Source organism: Pseudomonas sp. PS1(2021) (assembly GCF_020405165.1).
GTDB classification, from domain to species: domain Bacteria; phylum Pseudomonadota; class Gammaproteobacteria; order Pseudomonadales; family Pseudomonadaceae; genus Pseudomonas; species Pseudomonas aeruginosa.
The window spans coordinates 3,312,445-3,329,980 of record NZ_CP084484.1 but is presented as its reverse complement, the minus strand read 5'-3'; the positions used below and the strand labels follow the sequence as shown (position 1 = coordinate 3,329,980).

The following is a 17,536-nucleotide window of genomic DNA, read 5'->3' as shown; positions in this document are numbered from 1 at the left end:
TCCTCAGCGATTCAGCGCGGTGAAGGCGTGGATGTCGAAGTTCACCGCCACCTGCGGCGCGCTCTCGATCTCGCGCACCGCGGCGATGAAGCGGTCGGCGTAGTCTTCGCCGCCTTCCTGCTCGATGTAGCGGGTCACGTAGCTGGTGGAGAGGAAGAACAGCGCGACCTCCTCCGGGCTGAGGAAGATGATGTTGGCGAACACTTCGCGGCGGCAGTCGCGCAGGTGCGGGCAACTGCCCATGATCTCCAGGGTGTCGTCATAGCGGGTCAGGCGCGGATCACGGTGTTTGGCCCACTTGTTCACCAGTTCGTGCTCGATGAAGTCGCGCAGCGGCCCGTAGGCGATCGGGAAGTCGTACTTGTAGGCGCAGAACAGCCCGCCGGGGGTCAGCCAGTCGGCCATGCGCGTCAGCACCTGCTTGCGGTCCATCCAGTAGAAGGAGGTGGCGCTGGTGACCAGGTCGAAGCGGCGTTGCGGCGCGAAGGTTTCCGCCGGCGACACGCTGAAGCGGATCTCCGGGTAGTTCTCGCGGGCCTTGGCGATCAGCGCCTCGCCCAGGTCGCTGCCTTCCACGTAGCGGAACCAGGGTTGCAGGCGGACGGTCGAGACGCCGTTGCCGCAGCCGATGTCCAGCGCCGCTTCGCGTGCCGGGGCGCGTTCGGCGAGGTTGCGGTAGAGCGAATCCGGATAGGCGATCTTGCCGCGGACCACGTTGTAGGCGTCTGCGTGCTTGTCGAACTGCTTCATTGGGTAATCTCCAGTAGGCTCTCGTGGTAATCGCCCTTGTGGACGAAATTGATGTAGGTGCCGCTGCCGCCGAGGTAGCGGTAGCTGTGCTCGACGCCGGCGGGGATGAACACGCTGGCCGGGCTCTGCAAACGGCGCAGTTGGCCGCCGAGCAGGACTTCCACCTCCAGGCCGCGGTAGTCCTCGTCGCTGCCGAGGAACAGGAACACCGAGTCGCAGTTGTGCACGTGGCTGTCGACGTGGCCCGGCCCGCCGTCGCCGACGTCGTGGAACTGGCGGGCGATGAAGTAGAACGGCGAGCCGTCGAGCAGGCGCCGGTCGAGCATGACGAAGCGCTTGCCGGGGCCGTGGCGGTGGTACTTCAGTTCGCTGGCGGATTTCTCGAAAGGCGTGAGGAACAGGGATTGGCGGTGCATCGGCGTGTAGCGTTGCAGCGAGACGCGGCCGTTGATCAGTTCCGGATCGAAGGCGCTGTAGGCGTCCTGGTTTTCCTGCATGGCCAACTGGTGCAGGCGGGCGACATGGACGAAGGCGTTCTCGCCGACCACCGGGTGCATCGGTGAACGCTTGATCCGGCTGTGCGCCTCGACCAGCTCGGAGACCGCGAGGACGTTCTTAAGGTTGAAGCGGTCGGCGGCGAACTTGGTGTGCAGCAGGGTCAGCAACTGGAAGGTGTCGGTGATCCCGGCGCGTTCGCCGATCCCGTTGCAGCTCGCCGAGTGCCACTGGACCCCGGCCTGGATCGCCGCCAGGGTATTGCCCAGGGCCAGGCCGCGGTCGTTGTGCACGTGGTACTCGAAGACCACGTCGGGGAACTCGTGACGCAGCAGCGAGAGCACGTCGAAGGTCTCGTCCGGCAGCAGGATGCCGACGCTGTCGGCGAAGCAGATGCGATCGGCGCCGGCGTCGCGCGCGGTGGCGATCATGCTGACCAGGTCGCTGACCGAGGTGCGCGCGGCGTCTTCCACCGTGGCCCGGACCCGCAGGCCGCGTTCGCGGGCGTAGCGGATCGCGTCGTGGAACAGTTCGAGCACCTCCTCGCGGCTCATGCCCTTGAACTTGGTTTCCAGCGAGATCGCGTTGATCGAGGCGAACAGCCCGACCCACTGCGCACCGGTTTCCAGCACCGCGTCGATATCCTCCCGGCGCGCCCGGGCGTGGGCCAGCACCGGCGTGGAAACCGCCGCCACCACGGCGCGTACCCGCTCGCGTTCGTCCGCGGAAATCCGCGGGTGGCCGCACTCGATCATATCCACCCCCAGCGCCGCGATTTCCCTCGCCAGCTGGACCGACTGCGCGCTGTCGAAGCTGCACTGGCGGGCCTGGCACCCCTCGCGCAGGGTGCAGTCGATGACCCGGATCATCGTCTCGCTCCCGCGTCCGAGGCCGACAGCGTCGCCAGCCGCGGCTCCCTGATGAAGTCGTGGATCTTCGGCGCATGGCCGAACTGGCGGGAGAAACGGGCGAGGAAGGTGACCATCTTCAGCGAGTAGTCGCACAGCTGCGGAAGATAGTGGTCGAGGTTGTCCTCGGTGATTGCCTCGTCCGGGAACACGCTTTTCAGGTTGGAAGCGATCCAGGTTTTCATGCTGTCCTCTCGATTCAGTTGGTGGAATTCGTCGTCCTCGACGAAGACGATCGGCATGCCGATGCGCAGCTGGCCGCTGCGGTTGTTGTGGCTGCCATGTGCGGTGCGGGCGGGCCAGACCAGGACGTCGCCGGCGTCCAGCTCGGCATCCACCAGTTGCTCGCGGGAAATGCCGTTGGCCTGGAGGTCGATGCACTTGAACATCGGGTAGGCGAGGTCGAACTCGTGGGGGAAGATCGTGCGGTCGTCGGGGTAATAGAACATCCCACCGTTGTCGTTCCGCGACGGGGTCAGGGCGACCCAGAAGGTCTGCGCGCTTTCGTAGCGCTTCTCCCATAGCGCGATGTCCTGGTGCAGCGGGATGTAGGACTCGTCGGCGTGGCGCTTGATGAACGCCGCGTGGCGCAGCAGGCGCGGCTTGCGCAGATGGTCGCGGACCAGCGCGTCGAGCCCGGAGCGGGCGAACCAGTCGTCCCAGAAGAGCGGGTCGTGGCGGTGCAGGTTGCGCACCTTCTTCGCCTCGCGGCGCTCGTCGTCGGCGATGTCGAATTCCGGTTCCAGCGCCGGGTCCGGCCGCTGCGCCGCGGCGAGGATCCAGTCCAGCGCCTGTTGGCGCAATTGCGGGGATACCACCTGCCGATAGTGTTTCATTGGACGGACTCCTTGCTGACGGTGTGGACGATGAAATCGATCACCGCCGGGTCCTGCAGGGCCAGGTGGTGCGGACGCTCGCAGGGGAAGGTGTCGAGCCGCTCGATCAGGTCGCACCAGCGTTCGGCGGCCGGGTCGCGGCCGGCGTCGTCCCGGCAGCGCACCCAGCTGGCGCGGGCGAGGCGATGGCGGGGCTGCCAGCGGCCGAACAGCTCGACATTGCGCAGCAGGACCTCTTCGCGCAGTTCGCCAAGCTCGCTCATCAGGGCGATCCATTCGCGCATCTCGGCGCTCAGCCAGCGCTGGTATTGCTCGCTCGGCGGCATTCGCCGCAGGGCCGGCCAGGGCAGGTGGCTGTCGATCATCAGCAGGCGGCTGGCCGGCAACTGGCGGGCCATCTCGTAGCCGACCAGGCCGCCGAAGGAATAGCCGATCAGCCAGTCCGGTTCTTCCGCCAGGCCGTCGAGTACCTGGCTGGCGAGGGCTTCGATGCTGGCGTAGGCATCCAGCCGGTGGTAGTCGACCAGCCGGCAGTCCGTTGCGCCGAGGCGTGCCAGCAGCCCGCGGAAGCAGCTCGGGTGGCCGATGAAGTCAGGCAGCAGGATCAGCATGGGCGTAGCGCCTCGGCCATGGCCGCCGCCAGCGCCAGGGTCCGTTCGCGGCCGAAGCGGCTGGCCAGGCTGGCGTCCCAGCCGCCGTCGTCGCGCCGGACCAGGGTCAGGGTCAGCGGCAGGCGGCTCTTCAGTGTCGGCCGGTGGATGAACCCGGCGCTGCGGAATGGCTGGTCGATGACATTGATCATCACCTGGGCGTCGGCATAGCGCAGCCCGGCCCGTTCGGCGATGGCCTCCGCCGGCAGCAGGCTGTGCTCGAAGGCCTCGAGCCTGTGTCGTTCGAAGGTGTCCTCGGCGGTCGCGGCGTCCAGCAACAGCGGCACCAGGTTCAGCCAGCAACCGGAAACCGCCGTGCCTCGGCGACTGCGCAGGCTGACCGGGGTCAGCGCCAGGACCTTGCCGGTGGCGCCCTGGCTGGCCAGGGCGAGAGCCAGGGCGCAGGCGAGCCGGGTCAGCAGGGCGGCTTCGCCGCCTCCTGGCGTGGCAGCCAAGCGGAAATCCTCGCAATGGCTGGCGCGCTCCGCCCAGGGCAGGCTCGCCAGTTCACGGAACGCCTCGCCGCGCTCGCTCCAGTAGTCTTCCAGCCTGGTCCTGCGCTCGCGCAGCTGGCGCTCCAGGCGCCATTGCTGCTGGAGGAAGCCGAACTCGGGGGCCGCCGCTTCGGTCGTGGGGTCGGCGTTGAGCACGGCCAGGCGGGCCAGCAGCACGCTGGCGAAGTCGGCGTCGGCGACCAGGTGATGCAGCCAGACGCCCCAGCGCGCACGTCCTCCGCAGCGCCCGTGGAACAGTCGCAGCAGGCCGCGCTCGAACAGGGAATGCGGGCGTTGCAGCAGCGCTGCGATGAGCGCGTTTTCGTCGGCGAAGGGGCCGACTTCCAGCGCCGGGCTCTCCTCGGGCTGCCCGTGGACGACCAGTTCGAAACCTTCCGCGCCGCTGTCCACCTGGCTGTCGAGCAACGGGAACTCTTCGCGCAGGCGCCGTCCCAGGCGCGTCAGGTCGGATGCCGGCACCTCGGCCGGAGCCAGGTAGCAGAGGCCGAAGCGGGTCAGGTCGGCGCCGAGCAGCTCGCTGAAGACCATCCCGCAGGACCAGGGCGACAGGTCGACGCGCAAGGACTGCGCGGCCTCATCCGGCATCGGTTGGTGCCGCAGGCGGTCGCGCTCGGAGGGGGACAGGCGGTGCCAATCGCCGACCACCACCAGGTGCTCGCGGAACCAGTGGTAGCGCACCTCCGCGGAGAGACCGACGTTCATGCCGCGCTCCTCGACAGCACCAGCGGCTGCTCCGGCGTCGCCGCCCGTTCCAGCAGACGCTCCGGCGCCAGGCCGTGGCTGCGCAGGAGACGGCTGAACTGGTCGAGGCGCGAGTTTGCCTGCAAGTCGGCGAGTCCCAGGTTTGCTCCCGCACCCGCCGATTGACAGAGGGCGACCAGTTGCAGGGCGAGCAACGAGTTGCCGCCGCAGAGGAAGAAATCCTGGTCGGCGGCGCCGACCTCGCAACCCAGCAATTCGCTCCACAGCTGCGCGCAGCCGCGTTGGTCGGGATCGAGCGCGCTGGCGCAGCGCTCCAGCGGTTCTTCCAGGCGGCGCAGCAGGGCGGCGCGGTCCAGCTTGCCGTGCGCCGTCAAGGGCAAGGCCTCGACCCGGACGCAGGCATGCGGGCGCTGCCAGGTGGGCAGTTGGCGGAGCAGGGCCTGCGGGCTGGTGTCGGCTTTTCCCGTCCAGGCGCAGAGCAGTTGCTTGACGCCGTTGCGCTCGCGGACCAGCAGGGCGCAGTCGAGGATGCCCGGCTGGCGGCGGAAGCGCTGTTCCAGGGCGGGGAGGTCGAGGCGATAGCCGTTCAGCTTGACCTGGCCATCGCCGCGGCCGATGAAGCGCAGCCGGCCCTGCTCGTCGTAGCGAGCGCGGTCGCCGGTACGGTAGGCACGCAGGAGGCGGCCGCGATAGGGCAACTCGACGAAGCTGGCGCGGGTGCGCGCCGCATCGTTCCGATAACCCTGCGCCAGGCCGGCGCCGAAGGCGACGATCTCCCCGGCCCGGTCGGGCTCGGCGATCTCCTGTCCGTGCTCGTCGAGCAGGAGCACCGCGGTGCCGGCGATGGCCTTGCCGATGGGGATGTCGTCTTCCTCGAGGTCGTCGTCGGTGACGACATGGCAGCAGGTGAAGGTGGTGTTCTCCGTCGGTCCGTAGCCATTCACCAAGTGCAGTCGCGGATGCCGCAGCAGCGCCCGGCGCACGTGCGGCACCGAGAGGATGTCGCCGCCGGTGAGCAACTGGCGAAGGCCGCCGAGACAGTCCGGGTCGAGGTCCACCAGGGTGTTGAACAGCGAGGCGGTGAGCCAGGCGCTGTCGGCTCCGCGCTCGCCGATCAACTGGCGCAGTACGCCCGGGTCGAGGGGGCCGAGGTCGTTCAGCACGCAGCAGCCGCCGTTGAGCAGCGCACCCCAGATCTCCAGGGTCGCCGCATCGAAGGACAGCGGCGAGTTCACCAGGAAGCGCATCTGCGGAGCGAACGCGAGGAACGACTGGCCCAGGCACAGGCGGGTAATGCCGGCGTGGGTGCAGGCGATGGCTTTCGGGCGGCCGGTGGTGCCCGAGGAGAAGTTGATGTAGGCGATCTGGTCCGCCGCGAAGCATGGCCGGGCGACCGAGGCTGGAGCGGCAGGCAGGTGCCTGACCGGGACGCAGGGAAGACCGTTGGCCGGCGTCGGCGTGGTCGAGCAGTCGAGGATCAGGCGGCAGTCGACCTGCCGGCACAACTCTGCATTCCAGGCCGCCGGTTGTTTCAGGTCTATATATAAGTAGTGATGGCCGGATAACAGTATGGCGAGCAGGCAGGTAATGCTTTCCCGAGAATATTCGCCGTACACTCCAAGACAAACTCCCGGCTGCGGATAATGCTCGAGAAGATAGTCTGAAAGTTGTTCGGCGCTATCCAGGAGTTGCCGATAGTCGACACTTCCGAAACGGTCCCTGATGGCTTCGCGATGGGGATGAAGCGCTGCCATTTCGCTGAAGCGGGCCACCACCGTCGGGTGCGCGTACAGGTCGAGCAGGGAGTTCTGGGACATTCTGGCAATCGCCTTTTTTCGAAAAAATGAGTCCATCTGCCGGCTTCTTCGGCTAAATGAAGGATTTTTGGTTTTTCGCGAAGACGGCGACCGAGTCTTCCCGGGCTCTGCCAGTCGTCCGCCGCCCACCGGCTCGCTCACGCGAGCGGCAAGCGTCGAGGCGCCTTGCCCGGAAAAACCGTTATGGAAATACGGAGTGCCGTCGACTCAAGGGCAGTCAACTGCTGCCATGCAGTCTTATCGTCAGGAAAGAGAGAAAAGCGATGAGAATGGATTCACGGTCACGCATTGCACTTCCACCTTGCGTTGGTTTTCCGAAGTGTTTCGCTGTGTGTGTTTTTATATGTTTCGTGGGTATTTAAAATAAGATACAAATTTCCCCTCACAACTATGAGAATTGGTAGTTGGCGAAAGGGCGCCATGAGGGGCGTCGAAGCGTGCCGGCTGATGGCTTTTTGCCGAGGCAGGCGGCCGCGGCTACGCCTGCCGGGGGTAGCACGGACAAGTGGTGTCGGGGGGCCTGGCCGCTGCGGCGAGGCGCGGAGGTCCGGCTGGCGCGGCGATCATCACAGAAGATTCTGCGGCGTCATTCATCGTTTGAATGGTTGCTGCCGCAAGCGCGCCCGGCGCCGTCGATGCTGGTCGGCGGTGTCGGGCGCTCGCTGGCGTTGCGTTGGCCAGCCGTCCCGGCCGGGTGCGTAGGCACCGGCCGGAGGTTTTCAGGAGGCGGGCAGCGGCGCCCCCTTGGGCCATAGCAGCCAGAGCCGGCCCGGCTGCTTCATGTGTCCGGCGAGTTCGCCGGCGGCGTCGCCGGTGCCCCAGAACAGATCGGCGCGGACCTCGCCGACGATGGCCCCGCCGGTATCCTGGGCCGCCACCGGACGGACCACCGCGCTGCCGTCGTCAGGGCGGGTGGTGGACAGCCACATCAGGCTGCCCAGCGGAATCACCTTGCGGTCGATGGCCACGCTGTAGCCGTCGGTCAGCGGTACGTTCAGCGAGCCGCGCGGACCTTCGTCGCTGTCCGGGCGCAGGCTGAAGAACACGAAGCTGGGATTGCTCGCCAGCAGTTCGGAGACCCGCTGCGGATTGGCCTCGGCCCAGTCGCGGATGCGCTTCATGCTGATCTCTTCCTTCGGCACCAGGCCCTGCTCGACCAGCCAGCGGCCGACCGGCTTGTACGGGTGGCCATTCTGGTCGCCGTAGCCGATCCGCAGTTGCCGGCCGTCTTCCAGCTGGATGCGCCCGGAACCCTGGATCTGCAGGAACTGCAGGTCCATCGGGTCGCCCAGCCAGGCGAGCACCGGCGCGCTGGAGCCGTTGTCGCGGATCGTCGCGGCGTCGTCGTAGGGTTTCAGCACCCGGCCTTCCAGGCGTCCGCGCAGGCGCTTGCCCTTGAGTTCCGGGTAGACGCTTTCCAGCGCGACCACCACCAGGTCGTCCGGTACGCCGTAGACCGGCACCGGGGTTTTTTCGCCCTGGCTCAGGCTGCCGTGGTAGACCGGTTCGTAGTAGCCGGTGATCAGGCCCTGGTCGCCGTTGCTGGAGGAACGCAGGCTATAGACCTGCATCCGCTCCTGGAGGAACGCGCGCACAGCCGTCGGATCGGCGGCGACCGTCGTGGCGCTCGCACAGGGCTCGCCCCATACCGGGTCCTTGGCCAGCCGCGCGCAGGCCGAGCGCCAGGCATTGAAGCCGGCGAGCAGGTCGGCGTCGCTGGTGGCCGGCAGGGCGTCCCAGGGCACGCTGTTGTAGGTGGTGACTTCGGCGGGTTTGGGCGGGGGCTCTTTCTTGCCGTCGTCGCATGCGGTCAGCAGGGCGGCGAAAGGGAGCGCGCAGAGCAGCAGGCGGCGCCAGGGATGGAACGGAAACTTCACGCCAAGTACTTCCTGGTGGTGGATCGAAGCCCGCTAGCTTGGGCAAAGCGCGACGGTGCGTCAAACCGCGGCGACGACCGAAGCGTATCGCCGCGTTACACCGAGGCGGCGATGAGTTCGCGCAGCCAGCGATGGGCCGGATCGCGGTGCGAGCGCTCGTGCCAGAGCATGGCCAGGTCGTAGCCGGGCACCTCCAGGGGCGCCTCGACCACCCGCAACCTGTCGCGCTCGCGTACCAGTCGCGACGGCAGCAGCGCCACCAGGTCGGTGCTTTCCAGCACCGCGCGGAGGAACAGGAAGTGCGGCACCGACAACGCCACCCGGCGTTCCGCGCCGAGTTCGGCGAGCGCCTGGTCGGTGGGACCTAGGAAGCCGCCGCCGTCGGGCGAGACGATCGCCTGCTCGAGGCGGCAGAACTGCTTCAGCGTCGGTCGCCGACGCAGCCCCGGATGCCCGGCGCGCCCGGCCAGCACATAGCGCTCGCTGAACAGCCGGCGACAGCGCAGTCCCGGCGGCGCTTCTTCGAGGGTGTGGAAGGCCAGGTCGATCTCGCCGCGTTCCGCCTGCCTGACGATTCGCGTCGGCGCCAGCTCCAGCACCGCCAGGCGGCTGCCCGGCGCCTGGCGGCGAAGACTGGCGAGGATCGGCAGGAGGATCGCCGACTCGGCGTAGTCGGTGGCGGCGACGCGCCAGGTATGCCGTGACTGCGTCGGATCGAACGGCGCGGCCGGCGCCACCGCCTGCTCCAGGGCTTCCAGGGCCAGGCGTAACGGCTCGCGCAGCTCCTCCGCCCGCGCCGTCGGGCGCATCCCGCGCGGGCCGGGAAGCAGCAAGGGATCGTCGAAGATCGCCCGCAGCTTGGCCAGGTGCACGCTCACCGAGGGTTGGGAAAAATTCAGGCGTTCCGCCGCGCGCGTCACATTGTGTTCGGTGAGCAGCACGTCGAGGGTCACCAGCAGGTTCAGGTCCAGTCGCCGGAGATTAATCATCCATATACCTGGAATTGCAGATATTCATTTCAACTATATCCGGCGATGGCCGATCCTGCGCCCACCTTTTGCCGGAGACCCGCCATGAACGTACTCATCGTCTATGCCCATCCCGAGCCGCGCTCCCTCAACGGTGCGCTCAAGGACTTCGCGGTCGCCCGCCTCGAGGCGGCCGGCCATGCGGTGCAGGTTTCGGACCTCTACGCGATGGGCTGGAAGGCCGTGCTCGATGCCGGCGACAGCCTCGAGCGCGAGGCCAGCGAACGCTTCGATCCTTCCGCAACTTCCCTGCGCGCCTTCGAGAACGGTTGGCAGAGCGTCGACATCGCCGGTGAGCAGGACAAGCTGCGCTGGGCCGATACGCTGATCCTGCAATTCCCGCTCTGGTGGTTCAGCATGCCGGCGATCCTCAAGGGTTGGATCGATCGCGTCTATGCCTGCGGCTTCGCCTACGGGGTCGGCGAACATTCCGACAGCCACTGGGGCGACCGCTACGGCGAGGGCCGGATGCAGGGCAAGCGGGCGATGCTGGTAGTCACCGCCGGCGGCTGGGAGTCGCACTACGCCGCGCGCGGTATCAACGGACCGATGGACGACCTGCTGTTCCCCATCCACCACGGCATCCTGCATTACCCCGGCTTCGAGGTATTGCCGCCGTTCGTCGTCTATCGCAGCGGCCGGATCGACGCGGAGCGTTTCGCCGCGCTGAGCGAGCAGTTGGGCCGGCGCCTCGATGACCTGCAGCGCGCTGCGCCGATCCCCTTCCGCCGGCAGAACGGCGGCGACTACCTGATCCCGGCGCTGACCCTGCGCGACGAACTTGCCCCGCAGCGGGCCGGTTTCGCCATGCACCTGGCCGAATGACCTGGGGTCAGGCCTCCAGCGGCTGCGCCTGGGCGGCCCCCTGCGCGCCGCGTGCGGCGAAGAGCTGGCTGCTGATGTGCAGGGCCTGGTCCAGATGCCGGATCGGATCGGCGCTCTCCGACTCCAGCAACAGTTCGGAACGGACCACCCGTGCGCCGCAGTAATCGAAGATGCCATGGTCGATCTGGGTGCGCATCGCCCCGGCGTAGCCATGCCGCTCGAAGGTGCCGGCATCGGCGCCGCCGACACCGACCAGCACCACGCGCAGGCGCTGCAGCTTTTTCCGCAGGTCGCCGCCGATGCTGTAGTCGAAGGCCCAGCCATTGGAGAACACGCGATCGATCCAGCCCTTGAGCAGGGCCGGCATCGACCACCAGTAGATCGGGTAGACCAGCACCAGGGTATCGGCGCGATCGATGCGCGCCTGCTCGGCGAGGACGTCGGCGGGAGGCGACGCCTGGCCGCGATGCACGGCGTGGTCGGCCAGGCCGAAGCGCGGCTCGAAGCCTTCCGCCGCCAGGTCGGCGGTTTCCGCGGAATGACCGGCGCGGACCACGCCTTCGGCGATGCGCGCGGCGAGGGCGTGGGTGAGAGAGCGAGGATGGTGATGGGCGACGACGATCAGGGCATGCATGGGCGAATTCCTCCGGGAATTGCGGGAAGGGGGGCAAGTCGATAGTCTGGGTAAAACCTACTTTCCGTAGGTTACCTTTAGTAAGTTACTTTTAGTAGGTTATCTATGTCAACGCACTTCCCAGACGACCCGTCGCCACGCCGCCGCCTGTCCCGCGACGAGCGCCAGCGCCAGTTGCTCGAGGTGGCCTGGCGGCTGGTCCGCGAAGAAGGTACCGAGGCGCTGACCCTCGGACGCCTGGCCGAGCAGGCCGGGGTGACCAAGCCGGTGGTCTATGACCACTTCGGCACCCGCGCCGGCCTGCTGGCGGCGCTCTACCAGGATTACGACCTGCGCCAGACGGCGCTGATGGAGGCTGCCCTGGAAGCGAGCGAGGCGACCCTGGAGGGGCGCGCCGACGTCATCGCCCGCGCCTATGTCGACTGCGTGATGCAACAAGGCCGGGAGATTCCCGGGGTGGTCGCGGCCCTCGCCAGCTCGCCGGAGCTGGAGCGGATCAAGCGCGACTACGAGGTTCTCTTCATGGACAAGTGCCGCGCCGTGCTGGAGCCCTTCGCCGGCGGCGGACGGCTGACCGTCGCCGCTCTGCGCGCAATGATCGGCGCCGCCGAAGCGCTGTCGCACGCGGCCGCCACCGAAGAGATCGCCCCGGAAGAGGCGCGGCGGGAACTGTACGAGGCGATCGTGGCGATGGTCGCGCGGAGTCGTCGGTGAAGGAACCGCGTGCCCTGGAGGAATATCGCCGGGCGATAGTGGCGGCCTGTCCGGAGCTGGCGGACGCCACTTTCGCCATCCTGGCCTCGGGCTGGCATTCCACGGCGGTGGAGGTCGGAGGGCGCTGGGTGTTCAAGTTTCCGCGCGGCGCGGAGGCCGAGGCGGCGCTGCTGCGCGAGGCCGCCGTGCTACGCCTGGTGCGTCCGGCGGTGAGCCTGCCGGTGCCGGCGCCGCAGGTGTTTGCGGGACCGCCGCTGTTTTCCCGCCACGAGAAACTGCCTGGCGGTTACCTCCTGGGCGAGGACTACCGGCGCCTGGACGAACCCGCACGGCAGGCGGTCGGCGATGCGTTGGGGCGCTTCTACGCCGAGCTGCATCGACTGCCACCGGCGCGCATGCGGGCGGTTGGAGCCTTGCCGGTGCGTCCCTGGGAGTCGCCTGCGGCGATGCGCAGGCGCGCCTTGCCGCTGCTGCCTGCGGCCTGGCGCGAACGCGCGGAACGCTTGGTGCGGGAATATGCCAAGCTGCCTGCCGATCCGCTGGGTTCGATCTTCGGCTTCTTCGACGGCCATGGCTGGAACATGGCATTCGATAGCGAGGCCGGGCGGCTGAACGGTGTGTACGACTTCGCCGACGCGGGCATCGGTCCGCTGCACCAGGAATTCATCTATTCCGCGTTCATCGATGCCGACCTCACCGAGCGCATCGTCGCCGCCTACGAGCGCTTCAGCGGTCGGCGCCTGGAGCGTCGGCGGATCGCCTTGCTGACGGCGGCGCATCGGTTGTCGGAGCTGGCCGAGCTGGCCGACGAGCCGCGCCATCTGCCGGACATGCTCGCCGGCGCCCTCGACGGCCTGGCCCTGGTGGAGGCGCAGGGCCTGGCCTGATGAGGGGACGCGCGGTTGTGCTGGGCAGGACGGATATGACCGCGTGCGGACATCCGCCGCGAAGTACCGCTACCGCTCAGAGATAGGCTTGCGCGCGGCGCCGCGAGCGCGGCATGCGGTTCTTCCCGGACAATTCGTTGAGACGCGCCTGCCAGGCCTTGCGGGCGGCATCGCGGTCCTGGCGCTGCGCGGCGGCGAGCCTGGCCTCGGCTTTCGGCCGCGGCGCGGCCTTGTCGATCACTGGCGCAGCGGCGGTGGGGGTGACAGGGGCACTGGCCGGAGCGGCGTTTTCCTGGGCCTGGGCGAAGGCGTTGGTGCGCTGGCAGGTCTTGCAACTGACCTGGCCGACGTCGCTCGAGCCGTTCACGTTGCTGTCGCCGCGCCCGCAGGCTGCCTGGCCGGATTCGCTCAAGAAGTGCGTAACCATCTGATCCTCCTGGAGAAAAAAGGGCGGCATTATTCCCAGAAGTGTCTTCGAGTGCCAGCCTCGGGGGAGAACAGCTGACGAACTGCAAGACCTTTCCGTCGACCTCCGTTCAGTCGGCTGGCCGCCGCATGCTGTCGCGCACGTAGCGGGCCGGGGGGCTGCCGAGCGCCTTGCGGAACATGCCGATGAACGAGCTGACCGACTCGTAGCCGAGGATCTCGGCGGTGCGTTGCACCGAAACGCCGGCGGACAGTTGCTGCAGGGCGATGATGATCTGCAATTGCTGGCGCCACTGGCCGAAGGTCATGCCGGTCTCCCGGCGCACCATCCGCGCCAGGGACCGCTCGCTCATCGCCACTCGCCTGGCCCATTCGGCCATGCTGGCGCGGTCGCCGGGGGCGCGGGTCAGTTCGTCGGCGATGCGGCGCAGGCCGCGGTTGTCCGGCAGCGGCAGGTAGAGCTGTTCGGTCGGCGCCTGTTCCAGGAGTTCCAGCAGCACCCCGGCGAGACGTGCGAGCGGGCCGTCGTGCGGATAGTCCTGCGGTTGCGCGCTCAGGTGCAGGATCAGTTCGAGGACCAGCGGCGACAGGGCCAGGGTGCAGCAGTCGCTCGGCAGGCGTGCCGCCCCCGGCTCGACGAAGAGGAAGCAGACCTTGCCGTTGGCGGTGACCCGGTTGCTATGGGCGATGCCGCCGGGAATCCACACACCGAACCCGGCCGGCACCATCCACAGGCCATCGGGCACCGTGCAGGTGATGCCGCCGCGGCAGGCCACCACCAGCTGGCCCTTGCGATGCCGGTGCACCGGCACTTCGGTGTCGTTGTGCCGGGCCTCCAGCTGCAGGGCCAGGGCCGGCTGGCCGAGCGCGTCGGGATCGAAGCGTTGGGCGAGGTAGGTCTGCGGTTCACGGCTCACGGCAGGTCCTGTGGTTGTCCGAATTCGATTATTTTCTGGCTGAGTAGTCGATATTTGCAAATCGCTACGACCCGTAGCCTGTGCTCGTCAACCCGACAGGAGCGGCCGACCGCTCCGCGCCCTCGATACCCTGGTGCCCTGCATGCTGAGCGAAGTCTCCGTTTCCGGCCTCTACGTGCCGCCATTGTTCCTCTACCTGTGCCTGGCGATGCCGCTCTACCTGCTGCTGGAGCGCCTCGCCTGGCGCTGGCTGGAATGCGCCTGGCATCCCGGCCTGCTGCGTTTCTTCCTGTCGTTCATCGTGCTGTCCGTGCTGGTGCTGAAGTTCTGAGCCGAGGTCCCCATGTCCATCGTTCGTCTTTCCAAGGTGGCTGCGACCTTCGCCTGCGGCCTGCTCGCCCTGTGCCTGGCGTTGCAGTTGTGGCAAGCCTACGTGCTGGCGCCCTGGACCCGCGACGGGCGGGTCAGCGCGCAGGTGATCCGCATCGCGCCGGAAGTCTCCGGCAGCGTCGAGGCGGTGTTCGTCGCAGATAACCAGCGGGTGGCCCGCGGCGATCCGCTGTACCGCATCGATCCGCGCAGCTATTGCCTGGCCGTGCGCCAGCGCGAGGCGGAGCTGGAGCAGGCGCGGGAAACCCTGCGCCAACGTGACGAGCAATGGCGCCGACGCATGCAGTTGGCCGGCGCGGTTTCGCGCGAGGAGGTCGCCAACGCCGGTCGCGCCCTGCGTATCGCCCGCGCCCGCGCCGAGGCCGCCGGGGCGGCGCTCGACCAGGCGCGGCTGGACCTGCGGCGCAGCGAGTTGCGCTCGCCGGTGGACGGCTATGTGACGCAGTTGCGCGTGCAGCCCGGCGATTACGCGGCGGCGGGCCGGACCAACATCTTCATCGTCGATCGGCGAAGCTTCTGGGTCACCGGCTATTTCGAGGAAACCAAGCTGCGCAATGTACAGGTCGGCGCGCCGGCGACGATCAAGCTGATGGGGTTCGATCCGCTGCTCGACGGCCATGTCGCGAGCATCGGTCGCGGTGTCGCCGACCTCAACGAAAGCCGTGCCGACAGCGGCCTGCCGCAGGTCAGCCCGAACTTCAGCTGGATACGCCTGGCGCAGCGCGTGCCGGTGCGCATCGAACTCGACCGGGTACCGGCGGGCGTGGTGCTTGCCGCCGGCATGACCGGCAGTGTCGAGGTGCTGCAGGCGGGGACCGCGCGGCACTGGCGGCTGACCCGCTGGTTGCAGGAGTACCTTTGATGGCGGCGTCGGCGTCCGGCGGGCGCGATTGGTACGCGGCGTTGCCGTTGCCCTGGCGGACCGACAGCCTGGACTACGTGCTGCGCAGCATCGGCGCTGCCGCTCTGGCGCTCGGCCTGGGGCTCTACCTGCAACTGGATTCGCCGTTTTCCGCCGCGTCCACTGTGCTGTTGCTGATCAATCCGGTGCAGGGAGCGGTGGTCGGCAAGGGCTGGTGGCGCGCCGTGGGTACCCTGGTCGGCACGCTCGCTGCCTTCGTCCTGACCGCGCTGTTCGCCCAGAAGATGCTGCTGTTCGTCGTCGCCCTGGGTTTCTGGCTGGGTCTCTGCGTCGGCGTCATGAGCCTGGTCCGGCACTTCTAGGCCACCGCCGCGGTGGTCGCCGGCTACACCGTGTGCCTGGCGCTGGGATCGGCCATGGTCGAGCCCGAGGCGGCCTTCGAGCACATCGTCACCCGCGCCTCGGCGGTAATCGTCGGGGTCTGCTGCCTGAGCCTGGTGACCGTGCTCTTCAGCCGCAGGACCGTGTCCGGGCGGGTGCGCCAGCGTCTCGTCTCGCTCTGCGCGGCGACGCTGGCGCTGGTCGCTGCGCGGCATGCCGGTGCGGCTGACGGGGAACTGGAGCGCCGTCGCCGGACGCTGGCCGGCGAGGTCTACGCGGTAGACGACCTGCTGGGCGTCGGTCGCGCCGAGTCGCGGGCGCTGAGCGCTGCGCTCCCGGCGATCCGCGGTGGCCTGGCGGCGCTGTTTTCCACGCTGATGGAGTTCCGCTTCGCCGGCGAGACGCATTGGGCCCGGCGCTTGGCGGAGCGTGGACTGGCGCTGCCGATGGCCGACGACCTGCGCCTGCTGGGCGGCCAACTGGAGCGCGGCGAGCTCGACTTCGCCGGCGCCGCGCGACGGCTCGCGAGCTTGCGCGGTCGCCTGGCGGCGATTCGGCGCGGACTTCCGACAGACCAAGCGGATGCCTGTCGCGAAGGGCTGTTCATGGAGCGTCTCGACGAGCAACTGGATGACCTGCAGGCCGCCCTGCGGGGGTTCGCCCGGCTCGACGGCCGGGCCCGCGCCGACGTCCGCCCAGCGGCCTTCCATCGACATTACCGCGAGGCCTTGCGCAACGGCGCGCGAGCCTGGCTGGCGATGCTGGTCGGCGGCGCCCTGTGGTTCCTCAGCGGGTGGGACCAGGGGCCGACCCTGCTGGCGGTGCTCGGCCCCTACTGCACGCTGCTGGCAGCCTCGCCCTTTCCCGCCGAGGGCACGCGCAATTTCATTCGCGGCACGCTCTACGCGATACCTGCCGCATTGCTCTGCAAATTCCTTCTGCTACCGCTGATCAACGGCTTTCCATTGCTGCTGCTGTGCCTCGCCTTCTTCTGGTCGTTCGGTATCCAGGCCACCACAGTGCCCAGGCGGGCGTTGCAGGGAATCGCCTACCTGATCGCCTTCAACACCCTGGTCGCCACCGGCAATCTCGCCCGCTTCGATTTCGGCGACTTCGCCAACCAGTCCTGCGCCTGGGTGCTGGCGCTCTGCATCAGCCTGCTGGTCTACCGCCTGCTGCCGAAGGACCTGGAACGGCATTCGGCGTCGCTGCTCGACCATCTGCGCCGCGAGACCCTCGCCTTGCTGCGTCGTCGCGCCGGTTTCGACGCGCATGCCTGGCAGGCCCGCCAGCAGCATCGCATCGCCCAACTGGGCGCGCTGCATGGCATGGAACATCCGCGCAGCGCGCTGGCCCTGCGCCTCGGCTTCGTATCCCTGCAACTCGGCCGCGAGTCGCGGCGCCTGTGGCGCGCCCTGGCCGGGCTCGACCCGGCCGCCGCGGAGGCGCGGTGGATCGAGCGCGCACTGCGAGCCATCGCCGTCCGCCATCGCGATCCGCCGCTCGCCGCGCGGCACGCACGCCGTGCCGGCGCCCGCCTGGCGGCCGCCGGCGAGTGGCGCCTGGCCGCGATCCTCACCGACCTCGCCTGGTTGCTCCGGGCCTATTCGCAAAGCGTCTCGTCCGACGGGGCGCAGCATGGAGAAAAGACCTCATGAAAACCTCGTTCTTGCTGGCCTTGCTGCTGTCCTGCTGGTCCCAGGTCCAGGCGGCGGACGACGACGGGAAAGAGTTGCCGCCGATCGAGCGCTACGACTACGGCATGCCGCTGGACATCGAGCGGGTGCTTTCCGTCACGCCGGTGCCGGCCACCTGTGGCGTGGTGCCGCTGGTGATGCTCTACCGCGACAGCGCCGGACGCCTACATCGCTTGCAGTACCGAGGCCTTGGCGCGGGCTGTTCGCGGCACTGAGAAGCGGGCG

Annotated in this window: 17 protein-coding genes and 1 pseudogene; 7 read left to right on the top strand and 11 right to left on the bottom strand. The window is 68.3% G+C overall.

Annotated features, from left to right (window positions below):
• Positions 1 to 3: 3 nt before the first annotated feature.
• From LE197_RS15880 to LE197_RS15845, 8 genes are all read right to left on the bottom strand, one after another.
• Complete coding sequence (locus LE197_RS15880; protein WP_003112447.1) at positions 4 to 750, bottom strand: class I SAM-dependent methyltransferase; 747 nt, start codon at positions 748 to 750, stop codon at positions 4 to 6.
• A complete protein-coding gene (locus LE197_RS15875; protein ID WP_003082506.1) occupies positions 747 to 2,114 on the bottom strand; it encodes a 2-isopropylmalate synthase in 1,368 nt (455 codons plus the stop codon). Before LE197_RS15875 ends, LE197_RS15880 begins: the two co-directional genes overlap by 4 nt.
• Positions 2,111 to 2,989: a phytanoyl-CoA dioxygenase family protein gene (locus tag LE197_RS15870; protein ID WP_003082507.1), complete on the bottom strand. Its 879-nt coding sequence runs from the start codon at positions 2,987 to 2,989 to the stop codon at positions 2,111 to 2,113. The genes LE197_RS15875 and LE197_RS15870 overlap by 4 nt, the downstream gene beginning before the upstream one ends.
• Positions 2,986 to 3,600, bottom strand: coding sequence for an alpha/beta fold hydrolase (locus LE197_RS15865; protein WP_003109228.1), 615 nt, complete (start codon positions 3,598 to 3,600; stop codon positions 2,986 to 2,988). Before LE197_RS15865 ends, LE197_RS15870 begins: the two co-directional genes overlap by 4 nt.
• Entirely contained in the window at positions 3,594 to 4,856 is a 1,263-nt protein-coding gene (locus LE197_RS15860; RefSeq protein ID WP_014603160.1) for a hypothetical protein, read from the bottom strand. Before LE197_RS15860 ends, LE197_RS15865 begins: the two co-directional genes overlap by 7 nt.
• Positions 4,853 to 6,673, bottom strand: a complete 1,821-nt coding sequence (locus LE197_RS15855; protein WP_023109059.1) for a non-ribosomal peptide synthetase — start codon at positions 6,671 to 6,673, stop codon at positions 4,853 to 4,855. The genes LE197_RS15860 and LE197_RS15855 overlap by 4 nt, the downstream gene beginning before the upstream one ends.
• A gap of 719 nt (positions 6,674 to 7,392) precedes the next feature.
• Positions 7,393 to 8,550, bottom strand: a complete 1,158-nt coding sequence (locus LE197_RS15850) for a murein transglycosylase A (RefSeq protein WP_003082509.1) — start codon at positions 8,548 to 8,550, stop codon at positions 7,393 to 7,395.
• Between the two features lie 95 nt (positions 8,551 to 8,645).
• Positions 8,646 to 9,539 carry a LysR family transcriptional regulator gene (locus tag LE197_RS15845; RefSeq protein ID WP_003116363.1) on the bottom strand — a complete coding sequence of 298 codons (894 nt, stop codon included), beginning with the start codon at positions 9,537 to 9,539 and terminating at the stop codon, positions 8,646 to 8,648.
• 84 nt (positions 9,540 to 9,623) lie between these two features.
• Here LE197_RS15845 and LE197_RS15840 point away from each other — a divergent pair, with 84 nt between their 5' ends.
• A complete protein-coding gene (locus LE197_RS15840; protein ID WP_003112444.1) occupies positions 9,624 to 10,403 on the top strand; it encodes an NAD(P)H-dependent oxidoreductase in 780 nt (259 codons plus the stop codon).
• A gap of 7 nt (positions 10,404 to 10,410) precedes the next feature.
• Here LE197_RS15840 and LE197_RS15835 read toward each other — a convergent pair whose 3' ends face one another.
• Positions 10,411 to 11,037, bottom strand: coding sequence for an NAD(P)H-dependent oxidoreductase (locus LE197_RS15835; protein ID WP_023109058.1), 627 nt, complete (start codon positions 11,035 to 11,037; stop codon positions 10,411 to 10,413).
• A gap of 105 nt (positions 11,038 to 11,142) precedes the next feature.
• Here LE197_RS15835 and LE197_RS15830 point away from each other — a divergent pair, with 105 nt between their 5' ends.
• Both LE197_RS15830 and LE197_RS15825 read left to right on the top strand, forming a co-directional pair.
• Positions 11,143 to 11,751 carry a TetR/AcrR family transcriptional regulator gene (locus tag LE197_RS15830; protein ID WP_023090730.1) on the top strand — a complete coding sequence of 203 codons (609 nt, stop codon included), beginning with the start codon at positions 11,143 to 11,145 and terminating at the stop codon, positions 11,749 to 11,751.
• A gap of 38 nt (positions 11,752 to 11,789) precedes the next feature.
• On the top strand, positions 11,790 to 12,638 hold the full coding sequence (locus LE197_RS15825) for an aminoglycoside phosphotransferase family protein (protein WP_073647858.1): 849 nt from the start codon (positions 11,790 to 11,792) through the stop codon (positions 12,636 to 12,638).
• 76 nt (positions 12,639 to 12,714) lie between these two features.
• On the opposite strand, the gene LE197_RS15820 is transcribed toward LE197_RS15825, so the two are convergent.
• Positions 12,715 to 13,065 (bottom strand): hypothetical protein, encoded by a 351-nt coding sequence (locus LE197_RS15820; RefSeq protein ID WP_023109057.1) that lies wholly within the window; start codon positions 13,063 to 13,065, stop codon positions 12,715 to 12,717.
• Positions 13,066 to 13,174: 109 nt separating this feature from the next.
• Complete coding sequence (locus LE197_RS15815; protein WP_003082516.1) at positions 13,175 to 13,981, bottom strand: AraC family transcriptional regulator; 807 nt, start codon at positions 13,979 to 13,981, stop codon at positions 13,175 to 13,177.
• 133 nt (positions 13,982 to 14,114) lie between these two features.
• Between LE197_RS15815 and LE197_RS15810 the strand changes: the two genes are divergently transcribed.
• From LE197_RS15810 to LE197_RS15795, 4 genes and pseudogenes are all read left to right on the top strand, one after another.
• The gene (locus tag LE197_RS15810) at positions 14,115 to 14,312 is read left to right on the top strand and encodes a DUF1656 domain-containing protein (RefSeq protein WP_003082517.1); all 198 of its coding nucleotides are present in this window, start codon (positions 14,115 to 14,117) and stop codon (positions 14,310 to 14,312) included.
• Between the two features lie 12 nt (positions 14,313 to 14,324).
• Positions 14,325 to 15,233, top strand: coding sequence for an HlyD family secretion protein (locus LE197_RS15805; protein ID WP_023109056.1), 909 nt, complete (start codon positions 14,325 to 14,327; stop codon positions 15,231 to 15,233).
• Positions 15,233 to 17,272 (top strand): annotated as a pseudogene (locus LE197_RS15800) (FUSC family protein). The gene LE197_RS15805 and the pseudogene LE197_RS15800 overlap by 1 nt, the downstream one beginning before the upstream one ends.
• The gene (locus LE197_RS15795; protein ID WP_003107483.1) at positions 17,269 to 17,526 is read left to right on the top strand and encodes a DUF2790 domain-containing protein; all 258 of its coding nucleotides are present in this window, start codon (positions 17,269 to 17,271) and stop codon (positions 17,524 to 17,526) included. The pseudogene LE197_RS15800 and the gene LE197_RS15795 overlap by 4 nt, the downstream one beginning before the upstream one ends.
• The last annotated feature ends 10 nt before the right edge of the window (positions 17,527 to 17,536 follow it).

What these genes read in the sequence shown, in the direction of transcription:
- LE197_RS15880 (WP_003112447.1), bottom strand. Translation starts at nt 750, where the DNA reads ATGAAGCAGTTCGACAAGCACGCAGACGCCTACAACGTGGTCCGCGGC.
- LE197_RS15875 (WP_003082506.1), bottom strand. Translation starts at nt 2,114, where the DNA reads ATGATCCGGGTCATCGACTGCACCCTGCGCGAGGGGTGCCAGGCCCGC.
- LE197_RS15870 (WP_003082507.1), bottom strand. Translation starts at nt 2,989, where the DNA reads ATGAAACACTATCGGCAGGTGGTATCCCCGCAATTGCGCCAACAGGCG.
- LE197_RS15865 (WP_003109228.1), bottom strand. Translation starts at nt 3,600, where the DNA reads ATGCTGATCCTGCTGCCTGACTTCATCGGCCACCCGAGCTGCTTCCGC.
- LE197_RS15860 (WP_014603160.1), bottom strand. Translation starts at nt 4,856, where the DNA reads ATGAACGTCGGTCTCTCCGCGGAGGTGCGCTACCACTGGTTCCGCGAG.
- LE197_RS15855 (WP_023109059.1), bottom strand. Translation starts at nt 6,673, where the DNA reads ATGTCCCAGAACTCCCTGCTCGACCTGTACGCGCACCCGACGGTGGTG.
- LE197_RS15845 (WP_003116363.1), bottom strand. Translation starts at nt 9,539, where the DNA reads ATGATTAATCTCCGGCGACTGGACCTGAACCTGCTGGTGACCCTCGAC.
- LE197_RS15840 (WP_003112444.1), top strand. Translation starts at nt 9,624, where the DNA reads ATGAACGTACTCATCGTCTATGCCCATCCCGAGCCGCGCTCCCTCAAC.
- LE197_RS15835 (WP_023109058.1), bottom strand. Translation starts at nt 11,037, where the DNA reads ATGCATGCCCTGATCGTCGTCGCCCATCACCATCCTCGCTCTCTCACC.
- LE197_RS15830 (WP_023090730.1), top strand. Translation starts at nt 11,143, where the DNA reads ATGTCAACGCACTTCCCAGACGACCCGTCGCCACGCCGCCGCCTGTCC.
- LE197_RS15820 (WP_023109057.1), bottom strand. Translation starts at nt 13,065, where the DNA reads ATGGTTACGCACTTCTTGAGCGAATCCGGCCAGGCAGCCTGCGGGCGC.
- LE197_RS15805 (WP_023109056.1), top strand. Translation starts at nt 14,325, where the DNA reads ATGTCCATCGTTCGTCTTTCCAAGGTGGCTGCGACCTTCGCCTGCGGC.
- LE197_RS15795 (WP_003107483.1), top strand. Translation starts at nt 17,269, where the DNA reads ATGAAAACCTCGTTCTTGCTGGCCTTGCTGCTGTCCTGCTGGTCCCAG.